Consider the following 12,432-nt stretch of genomic DNA (forward strand, 5'->3'; position numbering starts at 1 on the left):
GGAACGGCCGTGTGGTGCGCCCCAAGGGGGCTGGTTTCCGGGGTGGTTCCCGGGCTGGGGGTTTCCCCATGGGGGTTGTGGGCCCCAAGGGGGCTGGTTTCCGGGTTGGGGGTTGCCCCATGGGGGTGGTGTGCCCCAGGGCTGCTGGTTTCCGGGTTGGTTCCCGGGTTGGGGGTTTCCCCATGGGGGTGGTGCGGCCCAGGGCTGCTGCGGCCGTCCGTCCTGGTTGTGGGGGGAAGCAGGGCCCCACGGCTGGCGTCCTGACTCCGGCGGCAGGTGCTCCGGCGGCGGGCTATTCGGGTCCTGCTGTGACAACCTGTTCCTCCCCAAGGTTCGCACCGGAAACGGCCGGGCCACTCCAGACTATAGTTCCGCCGTCGGGCATCCTAGCCTCCGGGAGATTTCACGGCCTGGCGGCGGCGCTACCAGCTACTTCCGGCCCTCAGGGGGCAATGTCTTCCCCGTCGAAGCCCGGCGTTGCGCGCACGGGAGCAGGGTGTTGACGCCATGCCGAGGATGCGGCCAATAAGACAAAGCAACAGCAATAAGGGAATATATAGCTATGAAGGCACGCATTCTGGTAGTTGACGATGACGAGGCACTCGCAGAGATGATCGGCATCGTCCTGCGCAATGACGGCTTCGAGCCTGTTTTTTGCGCCGACGGCGGGCAGGCCCTGGAAATCTTCCGCTCGTCGAAACCGGATCTCGTGCTGCTGGATCTCATGCTCCCGGGTACCGACGGCATCGAAGTGTGCCGGCAGATCCGTTCTGAGTCGGATGTTCCCATCGTCATGCTGACGGCCAAATCCGACACGTCGGACGTGGTCCGCGGCCTGGAATCCGGCGCCGACGACTACGTGCCCAAACCCTTCAAGCCGGCGGAGCTGGTCGCCCGCGTGCGGGCACGCCTCCGCCCGGGTGACCAGAAAGCGCCGGAGACGCTGCGCATCGCGGACATCACAATCGACGTCGCCGGCCACCTGGTGAGCCGCGGGGACGAACGGATTTCCCTGACGCCCCTGGAGTTCGATCTTCTGGTTGCGCTGGCGCGCAAGCCCTGGCAGGTGTTCACCCGTGAGCTGCTGCTGGAGCAGGTCTGGGGTTACCGGCATGCGGCGGATACCCGGCTGGTCAATGTCCATGTCCAGCGGCTGCGGTCAAAAATTGAACGTGATCCGGAAGCTCCGGAAGTAGTATTGACGGTTCGTGGTGTCGGCTATAAAGCAGGTTCCTGAACCACAGGGGCCCAATCCCTCTGATGCCCCGGTGGACTCCGCTCCCGGAGCCCACTCGCCGAACCCTGTAACGGCGGCCAAGACCCCTGACACTTCGCGCAAACCCGCTACCCACCCCGTGCCGGAGCACACCGACGCCTTTGGTGCCCGCCTCGCCAGGTTGCCGGCGCAGGTCCGGATCTGGCGGCGGCGTGCGCTCATCGTCGCCGTGCGGGTCGGCCGCCTGGTGCGGACCGGCCTGGACCGGTTCTTCCCGGGAATCCGCTACCTCCTGCATTCCGTGCAGCGAAGGTGGCGCCGGTCGTTGCAGTTCCGGACGGTCCTGACCACCCTGTTGCTGTCCATCAGCTCCTTTGCCATCGTGGGCGCCTACCTGTCCAACCAGATTGCCAACAACCTTTTCCAGGAGCGGCTGACCCAGGCGGAGTCCGAAACCCGCTACAACGTCAAGCAGGTGCAGGACACGTTCGACGGCGCGCAGGTCACCGACCAGTCCAGCGTGATCACCCTTGTCTATGACACCTTGAATGCCGTCGAAGGCAGGGGCTCCGTCATCCAGCGCCGCTACGTGTTCGAGGCGATGCCGGAACAGACCAAGCCCCGCAACCGCTGGGTCGAGTCCCGGGCGTCCGACCAGCTGACCATCAGCGTCATCCCGCCCGAACTCCGGGCCGCCGTGCAGAAATCGGGCAAAGAGCAGTTCTGGGCCTCCACGGAGTTCCCGGTGGGGACCGAAGACCGTCCGGGCATCGCCGTCGGAAACAAGGTCACGTTCAACGGCACCGTCTATGAGCTCTACCTGATCTACGACCTCAACACGGCACAACAAACGCTGAACGAGATCCAGAACGTGCTCTGGGCGGGCGGCGCAGCGCTGATCCTGATGATCGGCGGCATCGCCTGGTACGTCACCCGGAACGTTGTCAGCCCCGTGAGCCACGCCGCGGTCGTGTCCGAGAAGCTCGCGGCGGGCCAGCTGCAGGAGCGCATGGTGGTCAAGGGAGAAGACGAAGTGGCACGCCTGGGCGCGTCCTTCAACCACATGGCCGCCAGCCTTCAGGAACAGATCACGCAGCTGGCAACGCTCTCCCAGATGCAGCAGCGATTCGTCTCGGACGTATCCCACGAGCTGCGGACTCCGCTCACCACGGTGAGGATGGCGGCTGAGGTGCTTTTTGATGCCCGCCACGATTTTGACCCTATTAACAAGAGGTCGGCGGAGCTGCTCTACAACCAGGTGGAGCGATTCCAGTCGCTGCTGGCGGACCTGCTCGAAATCTCCCGGTTCGACGCCGGCGTCGCGATGCTGGACGCCGAGGCCACGGACATCGTCCAGCTCGTCTCCCACGTCATGGAAGGAGCCGCGCCCGTTGCAGAGGAGTACGGCTCGGGCATGACACTCAACGCCCCGGAGGGCAGTGTGGTGGTGGAAATGGACGCCCGCCGCATTGACCGGATCCTGCGGAACCTGGTCCTGAACGCCCTGGAGCACGGAGAAGGGCAGCCCGTCAACATCTCCGTGGCCTCCAACGAGACCGCGGTTGCCGTCACCGTCAGGGACCACGGAATCGGCATGAGCCCCGCGGAGGCTGCCCGGGTCTTCGACCGCTTCTGGCGCGCCGACCCTGCCCGGGCACGAACCACGGGCGGCAGCGGGCTGGGGCTCTCCATCGCCACGGAGGACACCAAGCTCCACAACGGCTGGCTGCAGGCCTGGGGCAACTCGGGCGTCGGCTCCAATTTCCGGCTGACGCTTCCCCTGAAACAGGGCGGCACGATCACGAAGTCGCCCCTTCAGCTGGAGCCCGCGGATGTAGGCCTGCCCGGCCACGGCGATCACTCCGTCCTCGTTCTGGGCAGCGCGGCCGCCGGGGTAGCGGACGCCGGCGAAGAAGTCGATGCCACTACGGAGGCCGACGAAGCCCGCGTACATGGAGGAGCCCGGGTGCCCGGTGGAACACACGTGCCGGGTGGAACCGGGACTTCGGGAGCGGCCGGAACGGGGAAGCGGTCATGACCGGCCGGAGGCCGAACCTCCGCGGCATAGTGGCGTGCGTTCTCGCCGTCGTGCTGCTGTTCCTGGCATCCTGCGCCCAGATCCCCAGGTCCGGACCCGTCGGCAAGAGCCGCGAGGAAGGCGCCGGAAATCCGAATGCGCCCGTTTTCTTCCCGCGGGCACCCCTGACCGGATCAAGCCCCGAGGCGGTGATCGAGGACTTCTACAGCGCCGGCAGCGGGTACGAGGATGACTACGCGGTGGCGCGGCAGTACCTCACCCAGGCGTCTGCGGTTGCCTGGAAACCCGACCAGCGGACGCTCGTCTTCCGTTCGGAGCAAGTGGTGAAAACCGGCGTCGAAGGTGTCTTCAACTACGAACTGGACGTCGCGTACTCCGTGGATGCCGACGGCGTGGCCACCCAGATGCCGGAAGGCACCAAGGAAAGCATCCCCGTCACCCTGGTGCAGGTCGACGGCGAGTGGCGGATCTCGAAAATTCCTGACGGCACTGCCATCCCCGAGGAAACCTTCCGGGTCATCTACGGCGCCTATCCGATCTATTTCTACGATCCGAGTTTCACGTATGCCGTTCCCGATGTGCGCTGGTTCATCAAGAAGAAAACCGTGAAGTCGATGACGAGTGCCCTGCTCGGCGGGCCTGCGCCGTATCTGAAGGGCGCCGTCGTCAGCGCCTTCCCCTCCGGAATGAAGCTGGCCCGCGAGTCCGTGCCGGTGGTTTCGGGAGCGGCCCAGGTGGACCTGTCGGCCAAGGAACTGACCGAGGCTTCCACCGAGGACAGGCTCCGGATGCAGACCCAGCTGGCCCTGACGTTCCGCAGCCAGCCTGACGTTATCAACGTCGAGCTCAGGGCCAACCAGGACCTTGTGCGCGTTGAGGACAACGGCTCGGTGTTGCCCCCTGTCCAGAACAGAAACGCCCCGGCACGCCAGATCGCGGTCAGCAACAACGAACTCGTGCGGTACGAAAACAACAGAATTTCGCCGCTGCCCGACATGCAGCCGGTTGCGGGGCTGAAGCCCCGTTCGCCTGCCGAGTCGCCGGTCTCCCAGTCCGTTGCGTTCCTGAACGGCAGCCGCACCACCCTGTATTCCATGGTCCCCGGGCAGCCCGCGCGTGCCCTGACAACCCGCACCACGCTGACCCACCCGTCCTTCAGCCTGCACGACTGGGTGTGGTCTGCCGGGCCGGGTGCGCAGGGGGTCACCGAGCTGACAGCCTTCCGTCCCACCGGAATAGCGGCAGGCGCCACAGTGCCGTCCGTGACGCTGACGCCGTCCTGGCTGGCGGGCCGCTCCGTGAAGGATTTCCGAGTCTCCCGCGAGGGGGTCCGGGCGCTGGTCATTTCCGAACAGAACGGCCAGACGCGTGTCCAGGTGACTGGCATCATCCGCAGTGCTGACGGAACGCCGAAGGAGCTGACAACGCCAATCACCCTGCAGGCAAGCGGCAGCCCGGATCAGGGCGTGTGGGTCAACGACACGACGGTTGTGGTGATGAAAGGCGCGGCGTCCGCGGACGTGACGCCGGAACTGCTGTCCCTCACCTCAGCCCAGCCGCAGAAGCTTGCCCCGTGGCCGGGGCTGGTGGCTCTCAGCGCCGGCAACGGACCCGAGGAGATCTTCGGGCAGTCCGCCGACGGCATTTTCCAAAGGCTGGGAAATGGCTGGTCCCCGCAGCTGAAAGGGCCCACGGACCCTTCATTCCCCGGCTGACCGTTTCCGGGGAGTTTCCACATAGAGCAGTCGGGCCCTTTTGGCGGACCATCCGGCCCGGCAGGCTTGGCGCGTGGGAGAGCAACGAGCGGGAGAGCCTGGCAGGGCGCCAACAGATCCCGACCTGCTGCCTCAGCCGGCGTGGTCCGCGAGGCACCGCGGCGAACACCGGCAAGGGATCCTGAAGGCCGCGGACCTGCTTGCGGGGGCAGCGGCGGAGGTTCTGGCCCTGGCGCTGCCCACCGAGTGCGTCTGCTGCGGCAGGGAGGACCTGGCTATCTGCGCCGGCTGTGAGCGCCGGCTCCGTCTCCTGACCCGGCATCCGTTCCGGGCAGAGTCCGCCGCGCCTGCACTCATGGATACGGACGGATCGATCATCCTTCCGGTGGTGGCTGCCGGCATCTACCGGGAGGAGCTGGCGCAGTCGGTCCTGGCCTTCAAGCGCCACGGACAGCGGCAGCTCCGGACTGTTCTTTCGAACGCCCTGGGACGCGCGATCGCCGCCGCTGCTGCCGGGGATCGCGGGATAGTGGTGGTGCCGGTGCCCAGCAGCAACAGCGCGTTCCGGAAGAGGGGATTCAGCCCTGTCCATTTACTGCTGGCCAAAGCCCTCCGCAGCAGCAGCCTTAACGGCATCAGTTGCGAGGACGCCTTGCGGAAAGTCAGGATCACCGGAGTGCCGGAAGCCCTGGCGGGCGGACAGAAGGGACTGGGCCGAGGGGACAGGGGCCGCAGGGTCCGCGGCTCCATGCGGGCAGTCCGGAGGACCTCCGGGGGCGGGCTGCGGGGCCGGCCGTGCATCATCGTCGACGACGTCCTGACCACCGGAGCGACCCTCGCCGAAGCTGCCCGGGCGGTCCATCAGGCAGGGGGAATTGTCCGCGGTGCCGTGGTCCTGGCGGCTACCCGCGCCCCCGACGCGCAGCCCTCACCGGCGTAGGACTTGGCATGCGGGGCCTACCGGAGACATACAAAAAAATAAACAGCGAAAGGATGAATAACTCGTTGCTATGAACTAACGTCGGGTATGGGTACCAAGATCAGTTGTACCTTTCGATAGCGGCTCGGAAAGGGGCTCGACTGTCATTCAGATCGTCCCCGGGAAGTGCCGCCGTCGTGTCACCGAAGTCATTTGGAGGGCACCATGGAGTTCATGATCAGCGGACGAAATCTGACGGTCTCGGACCGATTCCGCGAATACGCCGGCGAGAAGATCTCGAAGATCGAATCGCTTGGGGACAAGGTCCAGAGGGTGGACGCGAAGGTTTCGAAGGAAACGAATGCGCGCCAGACCGGTGACCAGCTCACAGTCGAAGTGACAGTCCTGGGCCGAGGCCCCGTGATCCGTGCCGAAGCAAGCGCCGCAGACAAGTTCGCCGCATTCGACCTCGCCTATAACAAGCTGCTTGAGCGGCTGCGCCGGGCCAAGGACCGCAAGAAGGTCCACCACGGGCGGCACACGCCCAAGGCGGTGCGCGAGGCAACAGCAACCTTGGAGCCCGCGAGCTCCAATGAACCGATCTACGTCGAAGCGAGCCACCGAGCCGAGCCTGCTCCGAAGCCGGCCGAGAAGTCGCCGTACGACGTGGACAACGACATTCCTGCCGGCGATTCGCCGGTACTGATCCGCCGCAAGGTGTTCCCGGCCGCCTCCCTTACCCTCGACGACGCCGTGGACAACATGGAACTTATCGGGCACGACTTTTACCTGTTCGTGGACAAGGCCACGAATGCTCCTTCCGTCGTGTACCGCCGCCGGGGCTGGACGTACGGTGTTATCACCCTGGACCATTACTGCGAGCCCGGCGAGAACACGCATGAAGAGAAGATCCACGCGTACCGCTCGGACGACGCGGCCGCGACTGCATAAGATGGTGCCCAAACAACGAAAGGGTTGACATGGGCGCATCGCTGAGCCTTTCACAGGCCCGGCGGATCGCCCTGGCAGCCCAGGGATTGGACAAAGGACGGCCCGCCGGCCCCGTGACTTCACGGACGGTGGGCCGGACTTTTGCCCGGATCCAGCTGGTCCAGATCGACTCCGTCAATGTTTTGGCAAGAAGCCATTTCCTGCCGTTCTTTTCCAGGCTCGGCAGCTATGACCGGGCCATCCTCCAGCAGATGGCCGGCAAACATCCCCGGCGCATGATGGAGTACTGGGCGCATGAAGCCAGTTTCATCCGGCCGGAGCATTTCCTGGATCTCGTGGCGTGGCAGAACCGCACGTGGGTGGGGGCGTCAGCCATGGATCCGGGGCTGCGCTCCGGCGTGACCGGCCGCATCCTTGAGGTGCTGGCCGACGGCAAGCCAATGACGGCAGCTGAACTCACCGCCAGGATCGGGCATGTGGAGGACCGCAAGCACGTCAACTGGGGCTGGAACTGGAATGCGGTCAAGCGGGTTCTGGAACACCTCTTTGAAGAGGGCGTCGTGTCTTCTGCGTCGCGGACGGAGCAGTTCGAACGCAGGTATGCACTGACGCGCAATGTCCTGCCCGGGCACGCGCTGGACGCCATGCCGGATCCCGCCGCGTCGATGGACAGGCTTATCGACGCCGCGGCACAGGCGCACGGGATCGGTACGGTGCGGTGTTTCGCTGACTATTTCCGGACGCCGCTCAAGGCCGCAGCCCTCTCGGTTGAGCACCTCGTGGACAGCGGACGGCTGGTTCCCGTCACGGTGAAAGGCTGGGACAGGAAGCTGTACCGCCATGCAGATGCACGGCTGCCGCGCACGGCTTCGGGCAGGGCCCTGCTCAGCCCCTTTGACTCCTTGGTCTTCGAGCGGCGCAGGCTTGAAGAGCTCTTCGGCTTCCACTATCGGATCGAGATCTACACTCCTGAGCCAAAGCGCCGCTTCGGCTACTACGTCCTTCCCTTCCTGCTCCGGGACCGCCTCGTGGCGAGGGTGGACCTCAAGGCCGACCGGGCCAGCGGCGCACTCCTGGCCAAGGCGTGCTTTGCCGAGCCGCACGCGCCGGGGGACACCGCCGTCGAACTGGCCGCGGAACTGCGGCTGATGGCCGACTGGCTCGGGCTGGATGAGGTGATTGTGTCCCCGGTGGGGGACCTGTCCGCCGGTGTCGCGGCGGCCGTCAAGGAGGCGGGGTCGCTGTATCCGCTCTGAGGGAACAGGCGCAACGTGCTGAGCGTCTCTCCCGTAGACTGAACACGCCAGAATTCGGCAGCATGAGACTGGGAGCAACTTCACGTGGCATCACTAATCGAAAAACTTCTCCGCACGGGTGACAAGAAAACCCTGAGGCAACTGCGGAACTATGCCGATTCCATTAACGCCCTTGAAGACTCATTCAAAACTTTCACCGATGCTGAACTGCGTGAAGAAACGGACCGGCTCCGGACCCGCCACCAGGACGGTGAAACGCTCGACGATCTCCTCCCCGAGGCCTTTGCCGCTGTCCGGGAAGCGTCCTCCCGCACCCTGGGCATGCGCCACTTCGACGTTCAGCTCATGGGCGGTGCGGCCCTTCACCTTGGCAACATCGCGGAGATGAAAACCGGTGAAGGCAAGACGCTTGTGGCCACCGCTCCGGCCTATCTCAATGCCCTGGCAGGCAACGGTGTGCACGTTGTCACCGTGAACGACTACCTCGCCGAATACCAGTCGGAGCTGATGGGCCGCGTCTACCGCTTCCTCGGTCTCAGCAGCGGCTGCATCCTTTCCAACCAGGACCCGTCGGTCCGCCGCGAGCAGTACGCTGCCGACATCACGTACGGCACCAACAACGAATTCGGCTTCGACTACCTGCGCGACAACATGGCCTGGGACAGTTCCGAACTCGTCCAGCGCGGACACCACTTTGCGATCGTCGATGAAGTCGACTCCATCCTGATCGACGAGGCCAGGACACCGCTGATCATCTCCGGCCCCGCGCAGGGTGACACCAACCGCTGGTACAGCGAGTTCGCGAAGGTCGTGCTCCGCCTGCAGACGGACCGCGACTACGAAGTCGACGAAAAGAAGCGCACTGTCGGCGTCCTGGAAAGCGGGATCGAAAAGGTCGAGGACTACCTGGGCATCCAGAACCTCTACGAATCCGCCAACACGCCGCTGATCGGCTTCCTCAACAACGCCATCAAGGCCAAGGAGCTGTTCAAGCGGGACAAGGACTACGTCATCCTCGACGGCGAAGTCCTCATTGTCGACGAACACACCGGGCGCATTCTCGCCGGCCGCCGCTACAACGAGGGCATGCACCAGGCGATCGAAGCCAAAGAGGGCGTCGAAATCAAGGCCGAGAACCAGACCCTCGCCACGGTGACGCTGCAGAACTACTTCCGCATGTACGGCAAACTCTCCGGCATGACCGGCACCGCGGAAACAGAAGCCGCGGAATTCATGAGCACGTACAAGCTGGGCGTCGTCGCCATCCCGACCAACCGGGACATGCAGCGGCTCGACCAGTCTGACCTCGTCTACAAGAACGAAGCCGTCAAATTCGACGCCGTCGTCCGGGACATCGCGGAGCGTCATGAAAAGGGCCAGCCCGTTCTGGTGGGCACCACGAGCGTCGAGAAGAGCGAATACCTTTCCCGGCTGCTCGCCAAGGAAGGCATCCGCCACGAGGTTCTCAACGCCAAGAACCACGCCCGTGAAGCCGCCATCGTGGCCCAGGCGGGCCGCAAGGGAGCCGTGACCGTCGCCACCAACATGGCCGGCCGCGGTACTGACATCATGCTCGGCGGCAACGCCGAGTTCACGGCCATCGCCGAGCTGGCCCAGCGCGGGCTTGACCCGGAGGAGAACTCCGAGGAGTACGAGGCCGCGTGGCCTGCCGCTCTCGCGGCTGCCAAGCAGGCCGTCAAGGACGAGCACGAAGAGGTGCTGGATCTCGGCGGCCTCTACGTCCTGGGCACCGAGCGCCACGAATCGCGCCGGATCGACAACCAGCTGCGCGGCCGTTCCGGACGCCAGGGAGACCCGGGCGAGTCCCGCTTCTACCTCTCGCTCACCGACGACCTCATGCGGCTGTTCAACTCCGGGGCAGCCGAGCGCCTGATGAACAGCTCCGTGCCTGACGATGTGGCGCTTGAATCCAAACTCGTCTCCCGCGCCATCGCGTCGGCCCAGGGCCAGGTCGAGGGCAGGAACGCCGAGCAGCGCAAGAACGTCCTGAAGTACGACGACGTCCTCAACCGCCAGCGCGAGGCGATTTATGGCGACCGCCGGCGGATCCTTGAAGGCGACGACCTCCACGAGAAGGTCCAGTACTTCGTTGAAGACACCATCATTGCCCTGATCGACGCCGCCACAGCCGAGGGCAACGGCGACGACTGGGACTTCGACCAGCTCTGGACGAACCTCAAGACGCTCTACCCCGTCAGCATCACCGCGCACGACGTGATCGATGAGGCCGGCGGAAAGTCGCGCATCACGGTTGAATTCCTGAAGGAAGAAATCCTGTCTGACGCGCGGCTCATGTACCAGGCCCGCGAGGAAGTCATCGGTTCGGAAAGCATGCGCGAGCTTGAGCGGCGCGTGGTCCTCTCCGTCATCGGCCGGAAATGGCAGGAGCACCTCTATGAGATGGACTACCTGAAGGAGGGCATCGGCCTGCGCGCCATGGCCCAGCGCGATCCGCTGGTCGAGTACCAGCGCGAAGGCTTCACGATGTTCCAGGGCATGATGGAAGCCATCCGTGAGGAAAGCGTCGGCTTCCTGTTCAACCTTGAGGTTGAAGTCACCCCTGCGGAGGACGTGGTTATTGCCGATGCCGCGGGCGGCCACACCGAACACCATGAGCCGCAGATCCGCGCTGCCGGGCTGCAAGCTCCCGAGAAGCCGGCGCAGCTGCAGTACACGGCGCCGGGTGAAGACGGCGGGGCCCAGACGCGCATTGAAGGCAGGTCCGCCGGGCGCTCGGGAAATCCGGCCAAGGCCGCATCGCAGGAACGCCGTGAGGCCAAGAAGAAGAAGCGCTAGGACTTAGAGCGGCTGAAAGTGCAAAGTGAGGGACCGGAGCAGTTGCTCCGGTCCCTCACGGCGTGTGGACCGGCTCACCCGATTTCCAGGGCGGTCACACGCCAGACCTGCTTGCTGCGTTCCAACCGGACGGCAACAGCGCGGGTCCGAAGTTCGTCCGTCACCACGGCGCTGGCTTCGTAGATGTCCGGTGTCACCTCACATGCCCGAACGGACCTGACCGTGGGGTTCCGGTGCAGGCGCCCCAGCTTGCGGGGTGCCCTGGCTGACTCGTGGCGGATCAGCGAGGCGCGGTGCTGAAGGGCCGTCAGGCAACGCTGGTCCAGCCGGCGCGCCAGCTGATGGATTGGCCGCGTGCCGGCAAGGACTTCAATTGCGGCCTGGACTGTGGCTCTCGTAATGGCGCAGATTTCACGCTTTTCCTCCGTCCCCGCAGCCCGGATGTACGGGGTGACCTGGGGCGTTGCGGTGCCCGCGCTCCGGACGGGAGTTAATGCAGTCATGATTCGGTCCTTTTGGTTGCAGTGGCATTGCGGGACGGTAGTTGCGCGGACGGATCACCCACCCGCGGTTCACAGGACAGGCGGCTTGAGGACCTGGCCGGGGAGGAGGACGTTTGGGTCCGCGCCGATGACGTTCCGGTTGGCGTCGTACCAGCGCGGCCATTGCACGGCGATTTCGACGTCGCTAGCTGCGGGGCCCAGCGCCCGGGCAGCGATGGTCCAGAGGGAATCACCGGCCCGCACGGCCACTTCCGCGCCTGCTGTGTCCGGGAGATTGCGGGCAGACCTGACCGGCACGGCGGCTACCAGCCGCGGTTCCGTGACCGGCGCGCGCGGCTTCCACTGCGGCTGGAGATCTGGTGCCCCGGGGGCCGGGCGGCCGACGACATCGGGCCCTGCGCCCGGCCGGGTCCGGCTGGCCGCTGCCGGGCCGGCTGTCGGTGCCCAGGCGGCCGACACTGCGGCCCGGCTGTTTGATGACAACGGCACACCGGGTGCTGAGTCCGCATGGGCGAGAGGTGCCCCTATCAGTTGCATGCCCAGGGCGGCGAGGGCCAGCCTGCGCATGAACACCGGGCTGAACCCTCCGGTGACCTCGGCCGCACGCGTCTGACCCGCGCGCTCCAACAAAGCAGCTGCCATGGCCGTGACCAGGGACAGCACCCACCACGACACGACCGCCAGGCCAGCAGCGCTGGCCACCAGGCCGAGGAGATCCTCGAACCCGAGGGACTGCCTATGGGAGGCGGAACGCTGCCATTGCTCCAGCAGGCTTCCGCCCGTAAACGCCAGGAAGAGCCCGAGTCCCAGAATGACCAGCGCCAGGGCTGCATCGGACCTGATCGGTCTGGTTGAATGTAGCGCCTCGGTCATTGCCGTCCCCCTCGTTTAATCTATTTTGATGCAGTTTGACTACGTTTGATGCTAATAACCACAGTTTGCATCACCTTTATGCTGGTTGTCTACGGATGCAGGGGGCATTGTTGATTGACCCTCCCGGCAGGCCCGCCTACGCTG

9 protein-coding genes are annotated in these 12,432 nt (G+C 65.2%); 7 read left to right on the forward strand and 2 right to left on the reverse strand.

Features of this window, described 5'->3' with window-relative positions; all coding sequences use genetic code 11:
- The first annotated feature begins 562 nt into the window (after positions 1-562).
- The 7 genes from mtrA (at position 563) to secA (ending at position 10,912) form a co-directional block, all read left to right on the forward strand.
- Complete coding sequence (gene mtrA / locus ASG92_RS21580) at positions 563-1,237, forward strand: MtrAB system response regulator MtrA (protein ID WP_056633186.1); 675 nt, start codon at positions 563-565, stop codon at positions 1,235-1,237.
- Between the two features lie 118 nt (positions 1,238-1,355).
- Positions 1,356-3,254: an MtrAB system histidine kinase MtrB gene (mtrB, locus tag ASG92_RS21585; RefSeq protein ID WP_240987264.1), complete on the forward strand. Its 1,899-nt coding sequence runs from the start codon at positions 1,356-1,358 to the stop codon at positions 3,252-3,254.
- A complete protein-coding gene (locus ASG92_RS21590; RefSeq protein WP_056633189.1) occupies positions 3,251-4,969 on the forward strand; it encodes an LpqB family beta-propeller domain-containing protein in 1,719 nt (572 codons plus the stop codon). The genes mtrB and ASG92_RS21590 overlap by 4 nt, the downstream gene beginning before the upstream one ends.
- A gap of 73 nt (positions 4,970-5,042) precedes the next feature.
- Positions 5,043-5,909 (forward strand): phosphoribosyltransferase family protein, encoded by an 867-nt coding sequence (locus ASG92_RS21595; RefSeq protein WP_056633194.1) that lies wholly within the window; start codon positions 5,043-5,045, stop codon positions 5,907-5,909.
- A gap of 204 nt (positions 5,910-6,113) precedes the next feature.
- On the forward strand, positions 6,114-6,839 hold the full coding sequence (gene raiA, locus ASG92_RS21600; RefSeq protein ID WP_056633198.1) for a ribosome-associated translation inhibitor RaiA: 726 nt from the start codon (positions 6,114-6,116) through the stop codon (positions 6,837-6,839).
- 29 nt (positions 6,840-6,868) lie between these two features.
- The gene (locus ASG92_RS21605; RefSeq protein WP_056633201.1) at positions 6,869-8,095 is read left to right on the forward strand and encodes a crosslink repair DNA glycosylase YcaQ family protein; all 1,227 of its coding nucleotides are present in this window, start codon (positions 6,869-6,871) and stop codon (positions 8,093-8,095) included.
- An 84-nt stretch (positions 8,096-8,179) separates the two neighbouring features.
- Entirely contained in the window at positions 8,180-10,912 is a 2,733-nt protein-coding gene (secA, locus tag ASG92_RS21610; protein ID WP_056633205.1) for a preprotein translocase subunit SecA, read from the forward strand.
- A 74-nt stretch (positions 10,913-10,986) separates the two neighbouring features.
- Here secA and ASG92_RS21615 read toward each other — a convergent pair whose 3' ends face one another.
- Complete coding sequence (locus ASG92_RS21615) at positions 10,987-11,415, reverse strand: Rv3235 family protein (RefSeq protein ID WP_240987248.1); 429 nt, start codon at positions 11,413-11,415, stop codon at positions 10,987-10,989.
- 69 nt (positions 11,416-11,484) lie between these two features.
- A complete protein-coding gene (locus tag ASG92_RS21620; RefSeq protein ID WP_056633207.1) occupies positions 11,485-12,288 on the reverse strand; it encodes a LysM domain-containing protein in 804 nt (267 codons plus the stop codon).
- Between the last annotated feature and the right edge of the window lie 144 nt (positions 12,289-12,432).

This window comes from Arthrobacter sp. Soil736 (assembly GCF_001428005.1).
In the GTDB taxonomy this organism is placed as follows: domain Bacteria; phylum Actinomycetota; class Actinomycetes; order Actinomycetales; family Micrococcaceae; genus Arthrobacter.